At 46.7% G+C, this 24,390-nt stretch carries 23 protein-coding genes and 3 pseudogenes; 19 read left to right on the top strand and 7 right to left on the bottom strand.

Annotated features, from left to right (window positions below; translation table 11 throughout):
* Window positions 1–22 precede the first annotated feature (22 nt).
* Complete coding sequence (locus AOA56_RS01290) at window positions 23–880, top strand: YitT family protein (protein ID WP_024733004.1); 858 nt, start codon at window positions 23–25, stop codon at window positions 878–880.
* 68 nt (window positions 881–948) lie between these two features.
* Here AOA56_RS01290 and pepT read toward each other — a convergent pair whose 3' ends face one another.
* Entirely contained in the window at window positions 949–2,169 is a 1,221-nt protein-coding gene (gene pepT, locus AOA56_RS01295; RefSeq protein ID WP_024733003.1) for a peptidase T, read from the bottom strand.
* A 164-nt stretch (window positions 2,170–2,333) separates the two neighbouring features.
* On the opposite strand from pepT, the gene AOA56_RS01300 reads away from it, so the two are divergent.
* The 11 genes from AOA56_RS01300 to AOA56_RS01350 all read left to right on the top strand — a co-directional run bounded on the left by AOA56_RS01300 (window position 2,334) and on the right by AOA56_RS01350 (window position 14,766).
* A complete protein-coding gene (locus AOA56_RS01300; RefSeq protein ID WP_024733002.1) occupies window positions 2,334–3,008 on the top strand; it encodes a response regulator transcription factor in 675 nt (224 codons plus the stop codon).
* The gene (locus AOA56_RS01305) at window positions 2,996–4,201 is read left to right on the top strand and encodes a sensor histidine kinase (protein ID WP_024733001.1); all 1,206 of its coding nucleotides are present in this window, start codon (window positions 2,996–2,998) and stop codon (window positions 4,199–4,201) included. The genes AOA56_RS01300 and AOA56_RS01305 overlap by 13 nt, the downstream gene beginning before the upstream one ends.
* Before the next feature lie 96 nt (window positions 4,202–4,297).
* Window positions 4,298–5,188: an ABC transporter ATP-binding protein gene (locus AOA56_RS01310; protein WP_024733000.1), complete on the top strand. Its 891-nt coding sequence runs from the start codon at window positions 4,298–4,300 to the stop codon at window positions 5,186–5,188.
* On the top strand, window positions 5,169–6,455 hold the full coding sequence (locus AOA56_RS01315; protein WP_024732999.1) for an ABC transporter permease: 1,287 nt from the start codon (window positions 5,169–5,171) through the stop codon (window positions 6,453–6,455). Before AOA56_RS01310 ends, AOA56_RS01315 begins: the two co-directional genes overlap by 20 nt.
* On the top strand, window positions 6,388–7,011 hold the full coding sequence (locus AOA56_RS01320) for a hypothetical protein (RefSeq protein WP_048622069.1): 624 nt from the start codon (window positions 6,388–6,390) through the stop codon (window positions 7,009–7,011). The genes AOA56_RS01315 and AOA56_RS01320 overlap by 68 nt, the downstream gene beginning before the upstream one ends.
* A gap of 122 nt (window positions 7,012–7,133) precedes the next feature.
* A complete protein-coding gene (locus AOA56_RS01325) occupies window positions 7,134–7,490 on the top strand; it encodes a DUF3784 domain-containing protein (RefSeq protein ID WP_024732998.1) in 357 nt (118 codons plus the stop codon).
* 383 nt (window positions 7,491–7,873) lie between these two features.
* The gene (aspS, locus tag AOA56_RS01330) at window positions 7,874–9,202 is read left to right on the top strand and encodes an aspartate--tRNA(Asn) ligase (RefSeq protein ID WP_238117736.1); all 1,329 of its coding nucleotides are present in this window, start codon (window positions 7,874–7,876) and stop codon (window positions 9,200–9,202) included.
* Between the two features lie 142 nt (window positions 9,203–9,344).
* Window positions 9,345–10,913 (top strand): hypothetical protein, encoded by a 1,569-nt coding sequence (locus AOA56_RS01335; protein ID WP_024732996.1) that lies wholly within the window; start codon window positions 9,345–9,347, stop codon window positions 10,911–10,913.
* Window positions 10,914–11,102: 189 nt separating this feature from the next.
* The gene (glmS, locus tag AOA56_RS01340; RefSeq protein ID WP_024732995.1) at window positions 11,103–12,929 is read left to right on the top strand and encodes a glutamine--fructose-6-phosphate transaminase (isomerizing); all 1,827 of its coding nucleotides are present in this window, start codon (window positions 11,103–11,105) and stop codon (window positions 12,927–12,929) included.
* Window positions 12,930–13,059: 130 nt separating this feature from the next.
* Window positions 13,060–14,340 (top strand): S1C family serine protease, encoded by a 1,281-nt coding sequence (locus tag AOA56_RS01345; protein WP_024732994.1) that lies wholly within the window; start codon window positions 13,060–13,062, stop codon window positions 14,338–14,340.
* A 138-nt stretch (window positions 14,341–14,478) separates the two neighbouring features.
* Window positions 14,479–14,766, top strand: a complete 288-nt coding sequence (locus AOA56_RS01350; RefSeq protein ID WP_024732993.1) for a metal-sensing transcriptional repressor — start codon at window positions 14,479–14,481, stop codon at window positions 14,764–14,766.
* A 99-nt stretch (window positions 14,767–14,865) separates the two neighbouring features.
* On the opposite strand, the pseudogene AOA56_RS16760 reads toward AOA56_RS01350, so the two are convergent.
* The 6 genes and pseudogenes from AOA56_RS16760 to AOA56_RS01380 all read right to left on the bottom strand — a co-directional run bounded on the left by AOA56_RS16760 (window position 14,866) and on the right by AOA56_RS01380 (window position 17,601).
* Window positions 14,866–15,695 (bottom strand): annotated as a pseudogene (locus AOA56_RS16760) (manganese catalase family protein).
* Between the two features lie 21 nt (window positions 15,696–15,716).
* Window positions 15,717–16,160, bottom strand: a pseudogene (locus AOA56_RS16765) (recombinase family protein); the annotation flags it as partial.
* Window positions 16,161–16,401: 241 nt separating this feature from the next.
* Window positions 16,402–16,737, bottom strand: coding sequence for a sporulation initiation factor Spo0A C-terminal domain-containing protein (locus AOA56_RS01365; RefSeq protein ID WP_024732992.1), 336 nt, complete (start codon window positions 16,735–16,737; stop codon window positions 16,402–16,404).
* 139 nt (window positions 16,738–16,876) lie between these two features.
* Window positions 16,877–17,071, bottom strand: a pseudogene (locus AOA56_RS01370) (manganese catalase family protein); the annotation flags it as partial.
* Window positions 17,072–17,074: 3 nt separating this feature from the next.
* Window positions 17,075–17,344 (bottom strand): spore coat protein CotJB, encoded by a 270-nt coding sequence (locus tag AOA56_RS01375; protein ID WP_024732990.1) that lies wholly within the window; start codon window positions 17,342–17,344, stop codon window positions 17,075–17,077.
* The gene (locus AOA56_RS01380) at window positions 17,341–17,601 is read right to left on the bottom strand and encodes a spore coat associated protein CotJA (protein ID WP_024732989.1); all 261 of its coding nucleotides are present in this window, start codon (window positions 17,599–17,601) and stop codon (window positions 17,341–17,343) included. The genes AOA56_RS01375 and AOA56_RS01380 overlap by 4 nt, the downstream gene beginning before the upstream one ends.
* Before the next feature lie 158 nt (window positions 17,602–17,759).
* Between AOA56_RS01380 and AOA56_RS01385 the strand changes: the two genes are divergently transcribed.
* The 7 genes from AOA56_RS01385 (at window position 17,760) to AOA56_RS01415 (ending at window position 24,350) form a co-directional block, all read left to right on the top strand.
* Entirely contained in the window at window positions 17,760–18,947 is a 1,188-nt protein-coding gene (locus AOA56_RS01385; protein WP_173022083.1) for an FtsW/RodA/SpoVE family cell cycle protein, read from the top strand.
* 105 nt (window positions 18,948–19,052) lie between these two features.
* The gene (locus AOA56_RS01390) at window positions 19,053–19,892 is read left to right on the top strand and encodes a DegV family protein (RefSeq protein WP_024732987.1); all 840 of its coding nucleotides are present in this window, start codon (window positions 19,053–19,055) and stop codon (window positions 19,890–19,892) included.
* 107 nt (window positions 19,893–19,999) lie between these two features.
* Complete coding sequence (locus AOA56_RS01395) at window positions 20,000–20,251, top strand: hypothetical protein (protein ID WP_024732986.1); 252 nt, start codon at window positions 20,000–20,002, stop codon at window positions 20,249–20,251.
* 278 nt (window positions 20,252–20,529) lie between these two features.
* Window positions 20,530–20,967, top strand: coding sequence for a division/cell wall cluster transcriptional repressor MraZ (gene mraZ / locus AOA56_RS01400; RefSeq protein WP_024732985.1), 438 nt, complete (start codon window positions 20,530–20,532; stop codon window positions 20,965–20,967).
* Between the two features lie 24 nt (window positions 20,968–20,991).
* Complete coding sequence (rsmH, locus tag AOA56_RS01405; protein WP_024732984.1) at window positions 20,992–21,927, top strand: 16S rRNA (cytosine(1402)-N(4))-methyltransferase RsmH; 936 nt, start codon at window positions 20,992–20,994, stop codon at window positions 21,925–21,927.
* 47 nt (window positions 21,928–21,974) lie between these two features.
* Entirely contained in the window at window positions 21,975–22,469 is a 495-nt protein-coding gene (locus tag AOA56_RS01410) for a LapA family protein (RefSeq protein ID WP_024732983.1), read from the top strand.
* 24 nt (window positions 22,470–22,493) lie between these two features.
* On the top strand, window positions 22,494–24,350 hold the full coding sequence (locus AOA56_RS01415) for a peptidoglycan D,D-transpeptidase FtsI family protein (RefSeq protein ID WP_024732982.1): 1,857 nt from the start codon (window positions 22,494–22,496) through the stop codon (window positions 24,348–24,350).
* Window positions 24,351–24,390 lie beyond the last annotated feature (40 nt).

Genomic DNA, 24,390 nt, shown 5'->3' on the forward strand with positions numbered 1-24,390 from the left:
ATACTGGAAAGGAGAATCTGTGATGAAGAAACTGGATACAAAAAAACTGGGCATGGATATACTGATCGACATTATAGGGGGAATTCTGATTGCCATTGGAACGTACAATTTTGCTGCTATGGCAAAGTTCCCGATGGTAGGATTTAACGGAATCGCCCTGATTTTCTATCACCTGTTTGGTCTGCCGATCGGTACGGTGGCGATGCTGTTAAATATTCCGGTGGCGATCGTCTGCTTCCGGATTCTGGGAAAAGACTTTTTTATTCGTTCTATTCGGACGATCATTATCACATCCGTAATTATGGACGTGGTGGCGCCGATGTTTCCAGTCTACACTGGCGACCGGATGCTGGCAGCGATCTGTACGGGGGTTTTTTCCGGGCTTGGTTATGCGATGATCTACATGAGAAATACGTCTACCGGAGGATCTGACTTCATCATGCTTTCCATCAAGGCACTGAATCCACATTTGTCCCTTGGAAAGATTTCTTTTGCATTGGAGGCGCTTGTCGTATTGCTCGGAACGCTTCTTGTTTCCAGAGATATTGACAGCCTGATTTATGGAATGGTGATCAGTTTCCTTTTATCCGCGGTTGTGGATAAGATGATGTACGGAATTGATGCCGGTAAAATGTCTTTGATTGTAACAGACTTCCCGAAAGAAGTCGCGGAGCGGATTGATCAGGAAGTGGGACGCGGATGTACCTTTTTAAAGGCGGAGGGAAGTTACTCCCGTGTGGAGCGTGACGTTGTGCTTTGTGCCTGCAACAATAAAGAAATGTACGGGATCCGAAAGATAGTAAAAGAGATTGATCCGAAGGCGTTCATCATTATCGTGGAATCCAACGAAGTGCTTGGAGAGGGATTCAAAGCACACTAAATAGGATGGGATAAAAGAGTATTTCCGCCGGAATTTGACATCCGGCAGAAATACTCTTTTTTATGATGTTAGTTCTGTTCTGCGTAAAGCTTTACGATCTCGATGACAACGTCTGTCGCCAGATCCATTCCCTCGACAGTGATGTGTTCGTAAGGGCCGTGATAGGCGTGTCCGCCGGTTCCCAAATTCGGACATGGGAGACCTTTGAAACTTAACTGACATCCGTCTGTACCGCCGCGGATCGGAAGGATCTGAGCAGGTACGTTTGCATTTTCACATGCGGTTTTTGCATTTTCGATCAGATGCATACAGTCTTTGATGATGGTGGACATATTCTTGTACTGCTGGGTGATCGTCAGCTTCACAGTACCTTCGCCCCATTTTTCATTTAAGTCTTTCTCAATCAGACGAAGTGTCTTCTGGCGTGACTCAAACATATTGGCGTCATGGTCTCTCAGGAAGTAATGAAGCTCTGCTTTTCCTACATCTCCACTCATGGATACAAGATGATAGAAGCCTTCATAACCTTCGGTTCCGCGAGGGGTCTCGCAGCCCGGAAGCATGTTGTTGATTTCACATGCCACCAGGGAGGCGTTGATCATCGTATCTTTACTGGAACCTGGATGTACGGAAAATCCGGTGATCTCGAAGTCTGCCTTGCAGGCATTGAAATTTTCATACTGAATCTCGCCCTCCGTATCTCCATCCAGAGTATATCCAAAATCAGCATCAAATTCCGGCACGTTGAAGTGGGATGCTCCGGTACCAATTTCTTCATCCGGCGTAAATGCTACTCGGATCGGTCCGTGCGGAATGTTCTCTTCGTTAATCCGCTCGATCATGGTCATAATCTCAGCGATACCCGCCTTGTCGTCGGCTCCCAGCACAGTCGTACCGTCCGTTGTGATCAGAGTACGACCTTTTAGCTCTGGAAGATGCGGGAATGCGCTGACCTCCAGGGTGCGTCCGCTCTCTCCAAGTACCAGATCTTTTCCGTCATAATCCGGGTGCAGTACCGGGACAATTTCGTGATCACAGAAATCAGAAACCGTATCCATGTGCGCGATAAATCCGATCTTCGGACTCGATTCATAACCAGGAGTTGCCGGAATCTTTCCGTAGACATAGCACTGTTCGTCCACATGTGCCTCCACGCCAAGTTCTTTCAGCTCGTCAACAAGGATGCCTGCAAGGTCAAACTGACATTTGGAGGATGGGACAGTGTCGCTTGTCTCATCGCTTGGAGTTCGGACAACGACATATTTTAGTAATCTTTCATAAGCTTTCATGGAAATTGTTCTCCTTTACTATGTAATTTTTCCTATGTTTCATTATAGCATGTTTTACAGGATGTACAAGCCCTGAAGTGTTATGAGAAAATAGGGAAAAAATAGGGAAAGATATTGTATACTATAAAGTGTATGACAGTTCAAACAACGGGGAGGAAAGGGCGATGGAACGATTACTGATTGTAGACGATGAACCGGGAATCCGGATGCTGTTAAAAGATTATTTTGAGATGACGGGGTATGAGACTTGGACGGCGGAAAATGGACGGGAGGCAGTCGAACTGGCAAAGAAGCAGCCGGATCTGATTCTTCTGGATATTAATCTTCCGGATCTGGATGGTATGAGTGTGTGCCGAAAGATCCGGGAGGAGGTGCGCTGTCCGATTTTGTTTCTTACCGCCAAGATAGAGGAGCAGGATAAGATTAACGGGCTGCTCTCCGGCGGGGATGATTATATTACAAAGCCCTTTTCTATTGATGAGCTGGGCGTAAGAGTCATGGCCCATCTGCGGAGAGAGAAGCGGGGCAGACAAAGCAAAAAGGAGAGCGAGGAGACGAAAGGGTTCCGGATTCGCTACGATGAACGCAGTGTACGCTTTGACGGGGAGGAGATCCGTCTGACAAAGACGGAGTTTGATATTCTGGAATTTCTCTCCATGCATCCAAGACAGGTGTTTAGTAAGGAGCAGATCTACGAGGCGGTCCGGGGGTTGGAAGGAAACGGTGACAACAGTATTGTGACGGAGCATATCCGGAGGCTTCGGGGGAAGATCGCACAGAAAACAAAGGAAGATTACATTGAGACAGTCTGGGGAGTGGGGTATAAATGGATTGGGTAGATGAAAAAATGGAAACGTTTCGGATATGGATTCGGAACCTTCCGATCAAAAAGGCGTTGATTGCCTATCTGTGTATTGCTGCTGTGGCTGCATTACTGCTGAGTTTTGCTACCACCCAGGTCTGCGAGCGGTGGATGGACATCCTGGTAGAGCGAAATGCTTTGGATATGGACTCTATGTACGCCAGTGATGGGGGCCATTATGTTTATTACCATGAGAAGGGGAAACTTTCGGCCTGGGAGCAGACCGGGATGATTTTTTTGCAGGAGATTTCCAAATGGTGTCCATTTGTGTATACAGTGATCACGATGCTGGTGTTTGCTTCCTTTTTTTACCGGAAGCGGCTAAAAAAACCGTTTGCCATCCTGGAGGGGGCTGTGGACCGGATTGGCAGGAAGGATCTGGATTTTACGGTCTCCTATGCGAGTGAGGATGAGATGGGGAGACTTTGCGCTTCGTTTGAGGAAATGCGGAAAAGTCTGGAAGAAAATCAAAAAGAAATGTGGAAGCTGGTGGAGGACCAGAAACAGCTCAATGCAGCATTTGCCCATGATCTACGTACTCCCCTTACGGTGATCCGCGGGTATTCGGATTTTCTTGTTCGTTACCTTCCAAAAGGAACGATCAGCCAGGAAAAATTAAAGGATACACTGGGACTTTTGGCTGAGCAGTGTGGGCGGCTGGAGCGCTTCAGTGGGACGATGAAATCCCTCCGTTCGGTGGAAGAGATTCCATTTCATCCGGTCAGAAAGAAATCCTCTGAGATTGCGGCCCGGATTTTGGGGATGGTGGACGCCCTCAATATGGCAAAAGAGGTAAGGATCTGTTACCGGAATCAGATGAAAGATCAGAAGCTGTATCTTGACGAGGATCTTTTTCTGGAGGTGCTGGATAACTTGCTCTCTAATGCTAACCGCTATGCTGAAAGTCATGTGGAAATATTGACAGAAACAGAAGGAGACATATTGTATCTCTTTGTCTCCGACGATGGTCTGGGATTTTCAGAAGATGCCCTGTTAAATGCCTCCCATCTGTATTTCAGCGAGGGTACAAAGGAGGAACATTTCGGAATCGGTCTGAATCTTTCCGCTATTCTCTGCCGGAAACATGGCGGAGATGTCAGCTACACCAACTGTATCAGTGGAAATGGGGCTGTGGTGTCAGCCTCTTTCCGAATTCGGAAGGAAATCTAAAGAAATCCTTTCACTTATTTAGGGAAAATCTAGGGAAATCCCTTGTATGATAGAGATATCAACAAGAAAGGAAGTAGACAGATGAGAAAAAACCAGATGGAAATCAGGATCAAAGACCTGGATAAATACTACGGAAGAAAACATGCCTTAAAACATCTTACCCTTACGATTCCTTCCGGAATGTTTGGCCTCCTGGGAAGAAACGGAGCCGGAAAGACGACGCTGATGAAGGTGCTTGCTACCCTGTTGAAAAAGCAAAGCGGGGAGGTCACGATCTGTGGGATTCCAGTAGAGGAAGCAGCGAAGGTTCGCAGGATCACAGGATACCTCCCGCAGGATTTTTCCATGTATCCAAATATGGGGGTGTATGAGGCAATGGATTATCTGGGAGCTCTTTCGGGGCTTTCCAGACAGACCAGGAAAGAAAGGATCCCGGTATTATTAAAGAAAGTGAATCTTCAGGATGAATACCGGACAAAGGTCAGGGCGCTCTCCGGCGGCATGAAACGAAGACTCGGGATTGCCCAGGCCATTCTCCACGAGCCTAAAGTGTTGATTGTCGATGAGCCTACGGCAGGACTGGACCCGGAAGAACGTGTACGTTTTCGGAATCTTTTGTGCGAAATCGCGGAGGAGAGAATTGTCATTTTATCGACTCATATTGTCGGGGATATTGAGGCGACTTGTGAGCAGATAGCCATCATGGATGAAGGAGAGCTTTACTACAGCGGGACAGTAACGGAGCTTTTGGAAATGACAAAAGGGAAAGTCTATACAGCTCAGATCAGCAGAAAAGATCTTAGTAGAATGAAAGAGAACTATACTTTGACGAGTATGTTGACTCAGGGCAACAATGTGACCGTCCGTTTTCTGGCGGAGCAGCCTCCGAAGATCCGGGCTACGGCCTGCGAGCCACAAGTGGAGGACGCCTATCTGTATCTGATGCAGGAAAAGGAGGGATTTTCACATGATCTGGACGTTGTTTAAAAAGGAATGTCGTATGCTGTGGAAGAGCCTGATTTTCTGGCTCTACATTCTGGCAGTGGCACTGTTTTTTTTCAGCCAGATGGGAACGATCACCTTTGAACCAAAGCCTCAGCCAGAGCAGGAAGGAAGCTATGGCATGAAGCTTTCCGACAAACCGGAAGACCAGATACAAGGAGCGCTTGGTAATCTCGCGGAATCCTATTTTCATAACAGCTTTACGACAGCACCGATCGGTTTTAACAAGCATGTGAATCTTAATGATTCTGAGAAGCAGAAAGTGGAGACAATCCTGGAAGAGATGACCGGGCTTCCGATAGAAGATCTCCAGAAAGACTTCGATGCCTGGGAAGAAGAGCAGAAAGTGGAAATGCCGGACGGCAGTAGTGTTATCAAGGCAGGAAATTACACTCTGAAACCAAAAGGCGGGTTGACTTATGAAACATTCTTAAAGGAGATGAAGGAAGTCTGCAAGATTCTCGGACCAGGATCCGATTTTACGGCAGAGGCAATTAAGAACAGCGCAGTGGTGGAGATGACCTATGAGGACGCACTGGAAGAGTATCATAATCTTCTGGAAAAAGACGGACTGACCGGAGGATATGCAAGATTGTTCTGCGACTATATGGGAATCATCCTGGCGATTCTCCCGGTTTTTGTAGCAGTGACAAGGGAGATCCGGGATAAGAGAGCACAGATGAAAGAGCTGATCTACACGCGGAAAGCTTCGTCTTTTACAATTCTCTTCAGCAGATATGCAGCGCTTTGTTTCTCCATGTTTGTGCCGGTACTGCTCCTTACCTGCCATCCGCTCATGGAGTGCGTAAGCTTTGGAAAAGGCATCGATGTGGATCTTCATATGAGTGCGTTTGTCGTCTACAGCCTGGGATGGCTTTTGCCGACCATCCTTGTAGTGACAGCCCTTGGCATGTTCTTTACGGAGCTGACCGGAACGGCAGCCGGAGTTCTTGTTCAGGCGGCATGGTGGTTTCTTTCTCTCTTCTCCGGAGAGGAGACGATGCACGGGGGCCAGTATGGGATGAATCTGATTCCAAGACATAATACGGAGATGAATTATGCAGGATTCCATGATCAGTTTTCGCAGCTTTTGCTAAACCGTATCTTTTATGTTGTACTGGCGCTTGCTCTTGTGACCGGAGCAGCTATGATCTTTGAAGCAAGAAGAAAGGGGAAATGGGGAAATGGGAAGATATCTCGCATCCGGAAAAGAGTACGTCCGGCATCATCTGCCACAGCAGGCGCTCGTTAGTATCATGCTTTTTGCGGCTGCGCCTCTCCTTGCGGGAGTCCGCAATTTAAGCGTTGGAGAGACTGCAAGGCTTTTGGATTTTTATGTGGTTCTTCCGGGGATGCTCCTTTTGATCCCGGTCTTTTTGCCGGAACAGGATAAAGCCATCCGGGATCTGATCCGTGCCAGATATACGTCCATGGGAAGTATCTACCTGGTAAGAATCTTTTTGAATGTGGCTGTCATGGCTGCTCTGACAGGAGTGTTTCTCCTGGGACTTGAAAGAGGAGGATGCGACTTCCCGTTTGGAAACTATTTTATGGCGTCCCTTGCGGGGATGGTATTCTTAGGAGGATTCGGTGCGGCGGCCTTTGCACTGAGTGACAATCCGGTGATCGGATACATGGCATCACTTGGATATTATCTTTTCTCTTTTGGGGCAGGGGCAAAATATCTGGGGAACTGGTATCTGTTCTCCCTTGTTTCTGGAAGCTACAAAGAGAAAGTATATCTTGCTGTTACCGGAGTTGCGCTTCTTGCGGCCGCAATCGTTATCCGTGTGCAAAAGACCAGGTAGAAGACAGAAGTTTCAGGCGAATGTTGGCTAATACAATAAAACGATAATTTGGCTGAGAAAACGCTTGCCTTTTCCAAAATTCGGAGTAAGATAATAGAAGACCGATGCAAAGGAGAAGGAACATGGAACGGGTAATTGTAATTTCTGTATTTCTCTGTATGATGATGGCGGCTCTGCATGTGGCACACGCAGTTGTGTTCACCATTCTGGGAGAAAAATGTGTGTGGCTCATCAAAAGCTACAGGGAGCTTCCCAAGGAAAAACGAAAGTGCTACGATGCGGCTCTGGTGGTGACCGGGGCGAGAAACCAACTCTTTTTGTGGGCTTTGTGGTTTGTGGCCGGAGCGATCGTATGCTTTTTTGTGACACCGTTTCTGGTAATTGTATTTTTAGGAGTCTGGCTTGCAGTATTTTTTTCCAGAAGAAAGTTTTCGGAAATACGGTATGAAAAATACAAAAAAAATAATTTCTCTGCTTGACAATATGAAATGCTCTGGTGTAGAATGGGGGAAATCGAAAGGAGCTGCTTTTGTATGACCCCAGTGAGTAATTTTGTAAGTATGTACAGGGACGACGATAGGTAGCGCTTGTATTGTGAACGATTCACAGGTACAAGCGCTTCTTGTGTTGTACCTGTGTGGAAAAAAGAAGAGCAGAATCACACAGGATGTGGAGAGAGTCTTGTGTGGTTCTGTTTTTTTGTTTCCCGGAAACAAAAGAGTTCCTGACAGATAGAGAAAGGTTGTGATCAAATGGGACATAAAGACGATGCCCACATGGATGGCAGGCGGATCGAAGAAAGGTTCAAAAAGTGGGAAAGAGAAAAACAGAAATCAAAAACGAGAAAGAAGGAAAATCAGGAATGAATGAAATGTATAGAATCACAGGAAGCTCCGTACCGGTGACAGAAACGAATCTTTTGGAGCATATAGGAGAAGTGATCCGAATCCACGGAAGTGTCTATAAAATCAGAAAGATGAGAGGATTTGCGTTTGTGCTGCTCCGTTGCGCCAAGCACATTTACCAGTGTGTTTATTCAGAAGAAAAGGCGAAATTTCCACTGGAAGTGCTTGTTGAGGAAAGCTGTGTGATCTTCCAGGCAGAAGTCGTCGGGGAAGAGCGGTCCCGTATGGGGGCAGAACTTCATCTCATTGATGTGGAAATCCTCTCAAAACCTTATGAAATAAGCCAGGTTGTGATCAATCAAAAAGAGGTGGACACTTCTCTCGCGACACTTTTGGACTACCGTCCGGTGACACTGCGGAATGAAAAGGAACGGGCTGTTTTCCGCATCCAGAACGGAATTACGGATGGATTTCGCATCTTTTTCCGAAAGTACGGATTTACGGAAATCCATACTCCGAAGATCGGTTCCGCCGGAGCGGAGGGCGGAGCAAATATCTTTCGTATGGACTACTTTGGAAAAGAAGCCTATCTTGCCCAGAGTCCGCAGTTTTATAAGCAGATGATGGTCGGAGTTCATGAAAGGGTCTTTGAAATTGCCCCGGTGTTCCGGGCGGAGAAACACGATACCTCCCGGCATCTCAACGAATACACCAGTGTAGACGTGGAGATGGGCTATGTAACGAGTGTGGAAACACTGATGGAGACGGAGACTTACATGCTGAAATCGATGTTTTCTTATCTGAAGGAGGAATATGAAGAGGAACTTGCGCTTCTCAAGGTCAGTCTGCCGGATTTACAGGAGATTCCGGTCATTCCTTTTGCGAAAGTCAAGGAGATTGTGGCGCGGATTCGCCACAGTGAGGTGACAGACCCTGAAGATCTGGAGCCGGAGGAAGAAAAAAGGATCTGCCAATGGGTCAAAGAAAAGACCGGCAGCGAGTTTGTGTTTGTGACGGAATACCCGGAGAAAAAGCGGCCGTTCTACACCATGGAAAGTAAAGAACATCCGGAACTGACAAGAAGCTTTGACCTTCTCTATCAAGGTTTGGAAATTACTACCGGAGGCCTCAGAATTCATAACTACGAAGAGCAGGTGGCAAAGTTACAACGCAGGGGGATGCGCCCGGAATCATTTGCAAGCTATCTCATGGCACACCGGGCAGGGCTGCCGCCTCACGGAGGTATGGGGATCGGTCTGGAACGCCTTACAAGCCAGCTCTTAGGATACAGCAATGTCAGAAGAGCATCTCTGTTCCCGAGAGACATGCACAGACTGGAGCCATAACCGATCTTCAAAATCTGTTTAAGAAAAATATAAGGAAAAGTATCTGGATTTCACAAGATACCTTCTGGACATTTCGTCGTAAACCGTGTATCATATTCTTATGTATGTAAACAAAATCTGAGACGAAAGAAGAGGTACAAATATGAAATTGATGAAACGATTGGCAGGCATACTGCTTGCAGTGTGTCTGGTAGTACCGTTTACCCGGCTGTATGTCAATGCGGCAGATGGAGTGATTTTCTTTACAGACCTTGACGGGATTCAGGTCGGAGAGACGTTCACCATACAGGGAAGCGTAGTGAATCGTGACGGAAACCTTGGCCAGGTTGAGCTGACGATGAATTACGATACGACGGCCATGAGATATGTTGACGGTGATGCAAACGTCACAGATCAGGGAGATGGAACTTTAGTTTATTCCGGGACTGTAAATGGTCAGGAGCGTCTGGATTTCAATATGGAGTTTGAGGCGCTCGTCCAGGGAGAAACGAGGCTTGAGCAGAAAGGCGCGGAAGTAACGGATGCCAATGGCGAGACACTAAATCTTTTGGATCCTCCGGGATACTCCGATGTAAAGATTGAGGCAGGAGACGGGACGCAGTCATCTTCTGGCACGGCAACAGGCAGCAAAGTCACACTGAATGTAAATGATACCGAATACACGGTAGCAAGCAGTTTCCCAAGTAATGAGCTTCCTGCGGGATTTTCCGCGGCAGATATTACGGTAAATGGCGAGACGGTAAAGGGAGCGGTAAAAGAGAATGGTAATGTACAGCTTTTATACCTGTTGGATTCCGGCAATGTAGGCGCGTTTTTCCTTTATCATGCAGAGGATGGAAGCGTTTCCCCGATTCAGATTGTGAATCTTGCCTCTGGCGGTTCTTTGATTCTTCTGGGCGACAGAGGGGATGTGACGCTTCCTGCAAGATACCAGGAAGTAGAGCTGGAGCTTTCCGATACTCAGACTCTTCCTGCATGGCAGGACAGCAAGAACAGCAGATATTATCTTATGAATGGTTTGAATGCTGATGGAGATCAGGCGATTTACCGCTATGATTCTAAGGATCAGACATACCAGTATTATGGAGATGATGTGACGGCAACGACATCCGGAAAGGATTCTGACAGCGGCGTCTTTGGGAAGGTGACCACTTTTGTACAGGATCATGTGGAAGTCGTACTGATTGGAGCAGGATTTGTGTTCCTCGTTCTTCTTCTTCTCATTCTGATCCTTGCAGTGAAGCTGCACCGCAGAAATCTGGAGTTGGACGATGTGTACGATGAGCTGGATGACCTCACCCAAAAGCGCTCTTCATCAGGTACACAGGGGCCGGAGACGAAGTCTTCGATGAAGAAGGAGTCTGATGATCTGCCAAAGATCCAGATGCCGGAAGAAGGATTTGATGAGTTCGAGCAGTTTGACAGCGATGACTATGGGGACTACGATTCCTCCGCAGACGACGAGTTTGAAGATTATGAAGATGACTACGAGGACTTTGAGGATGATTATGAGGATGACTACACAGAAGAATCCTCCGACGATGACAGCGATTTTGATTCCGACTATGACGATGACTATGATGACGATTACGACGACTTTGAAGAGAATTATGAGGAATCCAGACCGTCCAAGAAGTTCGGGCGTGGTAAAAAGAAAAAGACGCAAAAAGATGATGATGACGACTTTTCTATCGATTTCATTGATCTGTAGAAAGGAAACGATAAGAAACAGCAGGGTACATGCCCTGCTGTTTTGCACTTTACGGATATTTCGGACAAGTTTTGCAATCTTGTCTTTCAGAAAATAATACTTTACAACCGGCAGGGAAGGTGCTAAAATAATGGCCGTGATGCTAAAAGTATAAAAAAAACGGCTGATTGTACAAAATGGAGGAGAAATATGTGCGGAATAGTTGGATACATTGGAAAAGAAGAAGCAGCACCGATTTTGCTGGATGGTCTGTCAAAGCTGGAGTACAGGGGCTATGATTCTGCCGGGATTGCGGTTTTTGACGGAGAGAAGATCAATGTGGCAAAGACGAAAGGGCGTCTGAAGGCACTTAGCGAGCTCACACACGATGGCATCCTGTTGCCGGGTACACTTGGAATCGGGCATACCCGGTGGGCGACACATGGTTCCCCATCTGATACGAACGCCCATCCTCATCTGAACACCGAAGAGACGATTGTAGTCGTCCACAATGGAATTATCGAGAACTACATCAAGCTGAAAAAGAAGTTGGAGGGCAGAGGATACCAGTTTGTATCTGAGACAGATACGGAGGTGATCGCACACCTTCTGGATTATTATTACAAGGGAAATCCACTGGAAGCAGTGACGAAGATCATGCACCGGATGGAAGGATCTTATGCTCTCGGTATCATTTTTAAGGATCATCCCAATGAGCTCTACGCTGTCCGGAAGGACAGCCCGCTGATCGTAGGACATACGGATGGGGGCAGTATTATCGCCTCAGATGTACCAGCAGTGCTGAAATATACAAGAGATGTCTACTTTATAGAGAATGAAGAGATTGTAAGGCTCACTGAACAAGATATGGAGTTTTTCACAGTGGATGAGGAGCCTCTTCAGAAAAAGCCGGTTCATATTGACTGGGATGCCGATGCTGCGGAGAAGGGTGGATACGAGCACTTCATGTTAAAGGAGATGTACGAACAGCCGAAGGCGATTGCGGATACATTTTCACCTCGGATCAAAGACGGACAGATCGTAATCGAGGAACTGGGCATGAATGATGAGGAGATCCGGGCGGTCAGTAAGATCGTGATTGTAGCCTGCGGTTCTGCCTACCACGCCGGTATGACAGGAAAATATGTGTTGGAAGGCATGGCGAGAATCCCGGTAGAGGTGGATCTAGCGTCCGAATTCCGATACCGGGATCCGATTCTGGCAGAAGGGACCCTTGTAATTGTCGTCAGCCAGTCCGGTGAGACGGCGGATTCTCTGGCGGCTTTAAGAGAAGCCAAAAAGAAAGGATGCAAGGTGCTTGGAATCGTCAATGTTGTAGGAAGCTCTATTGCCAGAGAAGCGGACAATGTACTATACACCTGGGCGGGGCCAGAGATTGCGGTAGCGACTACGAAGGCTTACTCCTGTCAGTTGACTGCATTATATCTTCTGGCTATGCGCTTTGCATACGCAAGAGGAGCGATCAGCGAGAGTGAATTAGCGGAGATGATCGAAGATCTGAAAAAGCTTCCCGCACAGGTGGAGATGTTGCTCAGCCATAAGGATCGGATCCAGAAGTTTGCCAACCGGTATCTGGCAGCCAGAAGCATTTTTTTTATCGGACGGGGAATTGACTATGCGATTTCTTTGGAAGGTTCCCTGAAGCTGAAAGAAGTCTCTTATATTCACTCAGAGGCCTACGCTGCCGGGGAGTTAAAGCACGGAACGATTTCTTTGATTGAGGAGGGAACGCTTGTTACAGCGGTACTGACCCAGGAGGATCTCTATAAAAAAATGCTCAGCAACATGGAAGAGGTCAAGACGCGAGGTGCCTTTGTCATGGCAGTCACCAATGAGGGAAATCTGGATGTGGAGAAGGCGGCGGATTATGTAGTCTATATTCCGGAGACAAATCGGTTTTTCACGAATTCTCTTGCCATTGTACCGCTTCAGTTATTTGGATATTATGTGGCAGTAGGACGTGGCTGCGATGTGGATAAGCCGAGAAATCTTGCCAAATCTGTGACTGTAGAATAGAGAAAAGAGCTGGATTTCCGAGAAGGGAATTCAGCTTTTGTTTATGATTTCATCACAAAATATACACATTTATTCGATAGACTGTGTATCGAGTAGAAAAGGGATAACTGTCAGAAAGGGGATAAATGTTATGAATCAAGAATACGAATATTATCGTCCGGGAGAAGAGCAAACCGGGAATGAATCCGAATACGGATCTCCAGAATACAGACATCCGAAGCCGCCGAAGAAAAGGGGCAAAGGATCCATGGCGGCAAAGGTCGCGGGACTTGCTGTATTATTCGGTGTAGTCGGAGGGCTGAGTTTTCAGGGGGTAAATTATATATCCGGAAAAGTCCTGGGGACAGGAAATAGTTCCCAGAATTCTTCCCAGGTACAGCCGGTGCAGACGACAGATTCTGCCGATGGGGAGATGAAAGGATCTGATATCACGCAGATTGCGGCTAATTCCATGCCGTTTGTTGTCTCTATCCAGAATATGAGTGTCAAGCAGGTACAGGATTTCTTCGGCGGGATCCGGGAGCAGGAGCAGACGAGTGCAGGATCCGGAATCATTGTAGGACAGAATGATTCAGAGCTGATGATCGTGACAAACAATCATGTGATCGAGAAGAGTCAGACATTGACGGTCACGTTCCATGATGAAACGAGTGTGGAAGCGGTGGTTAAGGGGACCGATGCCACCAAGGATCTGGCGGTGGTTGCTGTTCCGCTGAAACAGATCAGCAGCGATACAAAGGACAGCATCAAAGTTGCGGTACTTGGTGATTCGGAGAATCTTCTCGTTGGAGAAGAGGTGATTGCGATCGGCAATGCGCTTGGCTATGGGCAGTCTGTGACAAACGGGATTGTCAGTGCCAAAGACCGGGAGATTGAAATGGAAGGATTTGACAGCAAGCTGATTCAGACGAATGCAGCCATCAATCCGGGAAACAGCGGCGGAGCGCTTTTAAACAGCCGGGGGGAGGTCATTGGAATCAATACAGTAAAAGTAAACGATTCTGCAGTGGAGGGAATGGGATATGCGATCCCGATTTCTGATGTGACTGATATCATTACTAACCTGATGAATAAAGAGACGAGGACACAGGTGCCGGAAACACGGAGAGGATATATCGGTATTGAAGGAACGAATGTAGATTCTCAGAGCTCAGAGCAATTCGGGATGCCGGAAGGCGTCTATGTTTCCAGAGTGATGAAAGGCGGCGGCGCGGCTGAGGCGGGTATCACAAAGGGATGTGTCATTACCGGAATCGAAGGATCCGGAGTGAATAATATGGAAAGCTTACAGGAGCAGCTCAGTTACTACCGGATCGGTGAGAAAGTGACCCTGACCGTACAGTTCCCACAGGGACAGGGAGAGTACAAGGAGAAAGACGTGGAAGTTACCCTGACAAAGCAATTAAGTTAAGGCCTTTTGGGAAAATCGGGAAAGCCACTTGACAAACACTTGTTGTCATTGTAGTATGAATATATACCGGGACAGGGTATGGATACTCTAACTTCGGCAGTAACGGGATGACGATGAGTAGAAAGCAAGGGAAAGAGGATGCAAGAAGAAAAGACAAAGCACAGGGAAGGTAAGGAATACCGGGATCTGGTTAATCGGCTGAGCCGCATCGAAGGTCAGGTTCGCGGTGTGAAGAAGATGGTGGAAGAGGATCGCTACTGTATCGATATCCTTGTTCAGGTACAGGCGATTCAGGCGGCTTTGAACGGGTTTAATAAGACACTGCTTTCCGAGCATATTCATTCCTGCGTGGTAAAGGATATCCAGGAAGGAAATGTTGAATGTGTGGATGAATTGTGTGAGACGATTAAAAAACTGATGAAATAACGAGATACCATCAGTTATAGAGACGGGGGTGTGCGAAGAACACCCCCGTTTGTTTTAACTGTCTGTGCCTTCTCAGACCGAAGCAGTCCCGTCTTTTCTTTAAGAACGGCAGGCCGGATTGTCGAATTCCGGGTTGAAAGCATAGAAGTTTTTGCTGTCGAGCCGGTCGGTCACGATTCTTAAAGATTCTCCGAATCTTTGGTAATGAACAATTTCACGTTCTCTGAGGAAACGGATTGGAGCAATGATATCCGGGTCGCTGATAAGCCGGAGGATGTTGTCGTATGTTGTGCGCGCTTTTTGTTCTGCGGCGAGATCCTCATGGAGATCTGTGATGGGATCTCCCTTAGACTGGAAGACCGTAGCGGTCCACGGCATACCACTTGCGGCTTGAGGCCAGAGCGCCAGTGTGTGATCCACATAGTAGGTGCCAAATCCTGAGCGCTCAATTTCCTCTGGTGTCAGATTTCTCGTCAGTTGATGGACAATCGCACAGATCATTTCCATATGGGCGAGTTCTTCTGCCCCGAATCCGGATGAAGGAGGCGCTGTGCCAGAAAGAAACATTCCTCAGAGATCAGGGCGGGGTGGAGTCCCTGGACGAGAAGGTACTCACTTTGACGGGGACGGTGCCGGGTGAGGACGCCGTCTTTTAGTTGTGGAGTTGTCTTGCGGTAATTCCAGCGAAGCTTTCCGATATAGACCGGATTTTCAAGAATGTCGTGAATGGAAGAATAGGTGAAGGAAGCGGCTTTACGTGGGCGATACTCTTTCTGATCGTTTATCAGGGAGACAATCTCCCTGATCGTACATCCACGCTGACAGAACAGAGAAAAAATCAGGCGGACGGCATTCGCTTCTTTGTTTGGTTCCAGGGTAAAGCCTTTTTGGTCCGGGAGCCGGACACGGTCATAGCCAAATGGGGCGATGTTGCCGACGTATTTCCCCTCACGGACACTGGCAAGGCGGCCAGACTGCATTCTGCGGTTGATGGTTTTGTATTCCCGGCGGGACATGAAGAGACTAAATTCAAAGTATTCCAGGTCAAAGTCATTTCCGGGTTCATAGATTTTATAGGGTGTGATGATCCGTGTGCGACTGTACTGGAACGTTCGGGTGACAATTCCCTGGTCGATGGAATCGCCCCGTGCCAGCCGTTCTATTTCCATCACGAGAACGCCCTCCCAGAGGCCCTTTTCCACTTCCGTAAGAAGCTGCTGCATCACCGGGCGGTCCTGAATCGTGTCGCCGGACCCTACTTCACGGTAGATAGACTGAACAGAAATTGTCAAGGATTTGGCCAAAGAACAGAGGATGGATTCATGGCGTGCTAAGGTACTTCCAGGCTGGAGACGCTCCAGTTCCAGATCTTTTCTGGATTTTCTAAGATACATACAATAGGACAAAAACAAAACCCTCTTTGTCGGTTTTGTAGCAATCTATGTAAAAATACAGGAGAATATGAAAAGCTCCCAAAATGAGGAGTGCCGGTACAGATACTGTACCGGCAGAATTATGAAAAAGAAAATTGTTTGCTTAGAAAGGTATTTGCTTTCTATGGTTTTTACTATACAGGAAGAATATGAAAAAACTATGTTTCTGATTTGAAAAAAGCATGAACAATATGTAACCAGATCATTCGCTGATTTGATGCTCCCGGCAATATGCAACGAGAATATCGATGAATTCCCCGGCGGATGGCCTGAAAGTCAGGGGATAGGATGCGATTTCAGTCAGAAATTCCCGGTTTCCCCGCTCCCAGCAGATGGTGATGACAGTCCGCAGATTCCGTTCTACATTACTGACCGGGATGCCATAGTAGGCTGCGATATCCAGATACATCTTCTTTGTGATGGAAAGCAGATAGTCTTCGTCGGAGAGGGCCAGAAGGACTGCTCTGTAAAGATAATGATATCCCCGGTATGTCGCGTTGATTCCGAGCCTGTGAATCAGCTGTGACAGGTTTTCCATGCTTCTCCTTTCTCTTACATCTGAGAAAAACCCACAATGCCATATTATAATATAGAAAAATAGAAAATCAGAAAAGCGACATATTTAGACGGAAATAGACAAAGAAAGACAAAAAGAGGAAGGAGGGATTCGGTACGGATTCTTCGGTCCCGATATCGGTCAGAATTCCGGTGACTTCCTTGTAAGGCATGGTGTACCGTTGGGACAGATAACGCATAGACGCCGCAAGTTCACCGTCCGGTCCGCCGAACTGTGTAATGATAATCTGGGCAGCCTTTGGATCCGGTTTGGAAATTTTTACCGGAAACTGAAGTCTTTTTTCATAATTCCACATAAATCAGCACCCTCCTTCCTGCCATGGCCACGGTTCATTGATCCAGGTCCATCTGTCGCCGCAGGATTCGTCCACCGTGTCGATTGTCAGTGGACCATAACATGCGGCATACTCCTTGAGTGCTTTAACACGCTGTTCTTTATATTTGTGAAAATAAGCAAGCGCCTCTTCATCGTCCGGGTGGGTATCAAGATAGAGCTGAATGTCATCTACCGCAAAGCTGACGGTATTAATATGATTTAAAAGCTCTTTTCTGGAAGGGAAGTTTTTCATAAGCGGCATCCCCCTTTGCCAAGAAATGGTTTGTCAAGTTCTTCAAAAATGGTTCCTCTGATAAAACCTTTGCAGACCGGATAAGGTTCCAGATAGCGCTGCCAAGGAACGTAGGCCATGGCGACAGGGAATTCTTTTCTCAGTTTGTCTTTCACGTCGCAAGGTTTCTGCCGGTTGATTTCGCGAGTAGCTTCACGGCTGTTCTCGCGGTTTTGATAAGGCTGGCGAAACGCGGGACGCTGATAATAATTCTGCATACCGAAACTCCTTTCAATCTTTTTTCTAAGATTATCATATGGAAAAAGAAAGCGAAAGTTACAATTCATTTTGGCAAGAAGGTTGTTTTTCCTTTCTGTTGCGGATATAATAAGGAATCATCGGGGAAGTATAAAGAAAAATATGGAGTGATTTTGATATGGATCAACGGCAAAGACTGAAACGAAAAAGAATGATACGTCAGAAGAAAATGGCGGGAAACGCCGAGTACGCTTATTTTGATTACGGACTTGTAGCTGTGTTGATTTTTCTGATCTGTTTTGGACTGATCATGCTTTACAGCACGAGCTATTATTCTGCTCAGATTGACTATAAGGGGGACGGTGCCTTTTATTTCAGACGACAGCTTCTGTTTAGTGGGGGGAGCCTTTTGGTCATGTATGTAGTGACGAAGGTAGATTATCATCGTTACACACGGTATGCAACGATCCTTTATGTCGTTTCCTTCATCCTGATGGCTCTGGTGCAGACGCCGTTGGGGGTTGAGGTCAATGGGGCGAGGAGATGGCTTCGATTTCCTGTTATTCAGCGATTTCAGCCGTCCGAAATCACAAAGATTGCAATGATACTTTTTATTCCTTACTTGATTTGTAAGTTTGGGAAAAAAGCGTATACAAAAAAGGGGGCGCTTCAGATTCTCCTGTTTGGAATACTTGCGGCGGCAGGTGTATTCGTGCTGACGGAAAACTTAAGTACAGCGATCATTGTATTTGGAATTTCGGCTGTTATTTTTTTTGTGGCTTATCCACGGACAAGAAAGATCGGAATTGTTTTTGTCTGCCTTGTGGTTGGCGGACTGATTGCGGGACAGATTCTGGGAAGGCTTTTGGAGTCCAGCGGGAACTTCCGTTTACAGAGAATCCTCTCCTGGGTGGACCCGGAAAAATACGCCAAAAGCGGAGCTTTCCAGACAATGCAGGGACTTCTGGCAATCGGAAGCGGCGGATTTTTCGGAAAGGGACTGGGGGGCAGCGCTCAGAAGATGGTGATCCCGGAGCCGCAGAATGATATGATTCTTTCTATCATTTGTGAGGAGCTGGGGGTCTTCGGACTGATCGTTGTCCTGGTACTGTTTGGAATGTTGCTTTACCGTCTGATGTTTATCGCACAGAATGCGCCGGATCTCTATGGATCGCTGATCGTGACCGGAGTCTTCGCCCACATCGCCATCCAGGTTCTTTTGAACGTAGCGGTTGTGCTGAATGTGATTCCGACGACAGGAATTACACTGCCGTTTATCAGTTACGGAGGTACTTCAGCGGTCTTTCTGATGATTGAGATGGGGATTGTGTTGAACGTCTCAGGAAAAATCAAAATCCGCAGATAAAATTCCTTTTCTTTCCTCCTGGTTTGTGTTATGATAAGGAAGTAGTATTGAAAACTACATATTATAGATGTAAAAATCATACAATGGTATGTAGGAGGAATAGAGATGAGTTATAAAGTCATTGTAGATAGCTGCGGAGAACTTACGCCTGATATGAAAAAAGCCGGGAATATTTTTACGGCTTCTCTCACATTGAATGTAGGCGGACATCTGGTTGTTGATGACGAGACATTTGACCAGGCGGACTTTTTGGTCCGTGTGGCAAGATGCAGTGAATGTCCTAAGTCATCCTGTCCGTCTCCGGAGGCTTATATGAAAGCATTTGAGGGCGAGGAAGAGAGAGTCTATGTGGTGACGCTTTCAGCAGAGCTGAGCGGTTCGTACAACAGCGCCGTCCTTGGGAAAAATCTGTTCCTTGAGGAGCACGGACAGAAAGATATCTACATTTTCAATTCCCGGTCCGCTTCTGTGGGTGAGACGCTGATCACGAAGAAGATCATGGAGTGTGAAGAGCGGGGGCTCGGCTTTCAGGAAGTGGTCAATGCGGTGGAGACATATATCGACGGACAAAATACGTATTTTGTTCTGGAATCACTGGAGACCTTGCGTAAGAACGGAAGACTCACCGGACTGAAAGCCTTGGCGGCGTCTGTTTTGAATATTAAGCCGGTGATGGGAGCCACAAAGCAGGGCGTCATCATCCAGCACGGGCAGGCAAGGGGAATCAACAAGGCTCTGGCGAAGATGGTGGATCGTGTGTCGGAGGAGATTGTTTCCCCGGAGAAGAAGACACTTGGTATCGCTCACTGCAACTGTCCGGCGCGGGCAGAGATGGTCAGAGAGATGCTTTTAAAGAAGCTGCCGCTTGGAGATATCATTGTTCTTGATACAAGAGGGGTCAGCAGCATGTATGCAAATGACGGAGGGATTATCATTGCGGTATAAGATAATGCCGTTTTGTGTGGGAAATGTGAAATCCGGATTCCAAACTTGTATTTGTCCGGTGAATGTGATATCATATATACTAGTTGAGTGCAAAAGGAGTAACAGTTATGAGCCTGACAAATGCAGATTCTTATAAAAATAACAGGGAAAAGAGAAAAAAAGAAGCAAAGAAAAAGAAGCTGCTCTTCCGTCTAAAGACAGCACTAGCAGCAGTCATTGTTGTGTTGATCTGTGTTTGGATCGGATATTCCGGATATCAGAAAATTGAGGAGAATAAACCGAGAGCGAGCGTGACAGCAGATTACACCGCTTTCGATGATTATCTTTCAGGACTTAGTAATGCAGAGGCAGTAGAATAGAATAGGATGAAGAAAGAAGACAGTATGGTTTCGGCCATACTGTTTTTTTGTATAGGAAACTGTGTATCATCCCAGGGTATGGCTTTCAGAGCTTCCGGTAATTGTGTGAAATGAGTGTCGAAAAGGGTCAAAGGAGGTAAGAAATTATTAAGAATCATTTTGGAAAAAGTACTTGAAAAAGGTAGTTGTGTGGTTTACAATGGTTTCAAGTGGTAGAAAGTGGAGAGTAGTGGTACAAAATGGGGAAGACATTCCCGTTTTGGAAGAAGGTGAGTTGCATGTTGAACGGAGAATTCAATCATAGCATTGACACAAAAGGCCGCCTCATCATCCCTTCTAAGTTCCGCGAAAGTCTGGGAGAACATTTCGTGATAACAAAGGGAATGGACGGCTGTTTATTTGTGTATCCGGACAATGAATGGAGCGCCTTTGAAGATAAGCTCCGGGAATTACCACTTACCAACAAAAAAGCCAGAGACTTCAAACGGTTCTTTCTTGGAAGCGCTGTCGATGGCGAACTTGACAAGCAAGGTCGAGTACTTATCTCTTCTGCCCTGAGAGCTTATGCCGGACTGGAAAAGGAAGTGGTACTGGCAGGTGTCCTTGATAAGATTGAAATCTGGGACAAGAAAGCCTGGGATGCACACAATGAGGAAGTGGAGGCGGATATCGATGATATCGCCGGCGACATGGAAGATCTGGGCCTTCGCATTTAGGTGTAGCAGGTGAAGGAGGAAACCATGGCATTTGAACACAAATCAGTATTATTAGAAGAGGTCGTAAATGGTCTGAACATCAAGCCAGACGGCATTTACGTAGATGGAACGCTTGGTGGAGGCGGACATGCTTTTGAAGTATGTAAGCAGTTAAGTGACAAGGGGAGTTTTATCGGAATAGACCAGGACGCCGCCGCGATTGAAGCGGCAGGAATCCGGCTTCGCAGTTTCGGGGAGAAAGTCACAATCGTAAGGAGCAACTATTGTGATATGAAGCTGCGGCTAAAAGAATTAGGCATTGACAAAGTGGATGGGATTGTCCTCGATCTGGGCGTATCGTCTTATCAGTTGGATACGGCAGAGCGTGGATTCTCATACACAAAGGATGCGCCGCTTGATATGCGGATGGACACCCGGCAGGCAAAGACAGCCGCTGATATTGTCAATGGATACAGTGAGATGGACCTTTTTCGCATCATTCGTGATTACGGAGAAGATAGATTTGCGAAGAACATCGCAAAGCACATTGTAATGGAACGGGAAAAAGGTCCTATTACAACCACTTTAGAACTTACAGAGATTATAAAAGCATCGATCCCAATGAAATTTCAGAAAATGTCGGGTCATCCGGCCAAGAGGACGTTTCAGGCGATCCGGATTGAGCTGAATCAGGAACTGACAGTTTTAAGGGAATCTTTGGATGAGATGATTGACTTACTTAATAAAGGTGGAAGGATCTGCATTATTACATTCCATTCACTGGAAGATCGGATTGTAAAGGAAGCGTTTCGCAGAAACGAGAATCCGTGCACCTGTCCGAGCCATTTTCCAGTGTGTGTATGTGGGAAGAAGTCAAAAGGAAAGGTGATCACGAGAAAGCCAATTCTTCCGGGGGAAACAGAGACAGTGGAAAACAGCAGATCAAAGAGCGCGAAGCTTCGTATTTTCGAGCATATCTGATACGAAACATCGTGTGAAGTATCAGACACAGAAAAGAGGGAACGTGTATGGCATCAGGAAAGAAACGAAGAACACATAACGAAGCATATATGTACGATAATCTTGTCCGGGTCAGACGACCGCAGATACATCAGGAGGCAGGATACTACGAAGAGGAGGCCAGGACTGTGAGTCCGCAGACGAAAAAGAACCAGCGCAGGGCAATGAAGCTCGGCTTTGGTTATGTGACATTTTTTGCCGGGGCGGTGGCGGTCGCACTATTTGTCTGCTTTCATTATCTTGGAGCCCAGGCGGATTTGGAACAGAAGACAAGAAAAATTGAAAGTCTGCGGACAGAGATCACCAGCCTGAAAGAGAAAAATACATCAGAATACAATCATATCGCAAATTCCGTCAATCTGGACGAGGTTCAGCAAAGGGCAGCGGAGCTTGGTATGGTATATGCGGAGGATTCCCAGATTGTGAAATACCAAAGCGCAGGAGATCATAAAATCAGACAGTACGAAAGCATTCCGGAAGATGGAGAAGCGACGGATAAATAACAGCATAGTGAAAAGGGGAATTCCATGGAAAGAAAGAGAACTCAAAAAGAATCCCAGAATTTTCATAAAAAATTTCCGAAAAGAATGAAAATAAAGCTGGTAGGAGTGTTTACGGCAATCGTACTGGCTTTTGTTTTTTTGGCAGGAAAGGCAGTTGCCTTAAATCTTGTCAAAGGGGAGGAGTACCAGAAGCAGGTTATGAGCCAGATGCGAAGCGGGAGTCAGATCATCCACTTTAAACGTGGCGATATTCTGGATACAAATGATACAGTTCTGGCTACAAGCGAGCGTTCCTACAACGTGATCCTCGATGTGGCGGGACTCCTGGAGACGAAGACGTCCTATCAGAATAAGAAGATCAATGCCACAGTGGAAGCGCTTGTCAAAGGGTTTGACCTGGATGAGTCAGATCTCAGGGAGATTTTGCAGGACGAGTCGGACAGTCGCTATGTGATCTTGAAAAAAGATGTGGATTATGAGACCGGAAAAGATTTTCAGACGAAGATGGATAAGAGCAAAAATATTGTCAGTGTGACACTGGAAGATTCCTATACGAGAACCTACCCTTACGGAACCATGGCAAGTGATGTGATCGGATTTACTTCCTCAGGAAACAGCGGAACGATCGGTCTGGAGGCATATTATAATAACGAACTGAACGGAACAGATGGGAAAAAAACAGGGTATCTCTCGTCTGGATCCAGCTCAGAGAACGTAGTGAAAAGCCCGACGGACGGCAATTCCATTGTCACAACGATTGACGCGAATCTGCAGGCGATCGTGGAGAAGCATATTCTGGAATTGAATGAAAGGCTGCGGGATAACTACCGTGAGGGCGAGGGTACGAAAAACACAGCCGTGATCATGATGGATCCAAACACTGGAGCTATTCTGGCTGAGGCAAGTTACCCGAATTTTGATCTGAATCAGCCAAGGGATCTGTCGAAATATTATACGACAGAGGAGCAGGAGGCCATGACTGAGGAGGAGCGTCTGGAGACACTTAATGCGCTGTGGAGAAACTTCTGCGTCAGCGATACGTTTGAACCGGGATCCACGATGAAGCCGTTTACGATGGCGGCCGGATTTGAGACCGGCAAACTGACTGGAGATGAGACATATGTATGCGGCGGTTCCTATTCCTATGAAGGAGTTGCCAAGCCGGTTTCCTGTATCGCCACAGACGGACATGGGACAGAAACATTAAAACAAGTGCTGGAAAATTCCTGCAACGTCGGAATGATGCATATTGCAGATACACTCGGCGCGGAGGACTTCTGCCGGTATCAGCATATCTTTGGTTTTGGAGAGTACACAGGCATTGATCTGCCTGGAGAGGGGGATACATCCAATCTTCTGTACACGGCTGATAACATGCAGCCCATCGATCTGGGAACCAACGCTTTTGGACAGAATTTTAATGTGTCGATGACACAGCTTGCGGCGGGTTTTTGCTCCCTGATCAATGGGGGAAATTACTATGAACCGTATCTGGTGAAAGAGATCCGCAATGCTCAGGGGGACGTTGTGGAGACGAAGACTCCGGTGCTGGCAAGAAAAACCGTATCCCAGGAAACGTGCGAGATTCTGAAAGACTATATGCTTGGAGTCGTAGAAGAGGGAAGTGGAAAATCAGCCCAGGTAGAGGGGTATGCTATTGGCGGAAAGACCGGTACTGCGGAGAAACTGCCTCGAAGCCAAGGAAAGAACTTAAACTCTTTCATTGGATATGCCCCGCAGGAAAATCCGGAAGTTATGATATACGTTGTTGTGGACGAGCCGAATCTGGCACAGCAGGCGGCAAGTTATCTGGCGACAAGACTTTCTGCGGACATTATGAAAGAAGCATTTCCATATTTGAATATTACAAAATCGGAATAAATAGAATAACCTCACAGAAGGATTAATAAGCTATATCAAT

Source organism: Sellimonas intestinalis, from assembly GCF_001280875.1.
GTDB classification, from domain to species: domain Bacteria; phylum Bacillota; class Clostridia; order Lachnospirales; family Lachnospiraceae; genus Sellimonas; species Sellimonas intestinalis.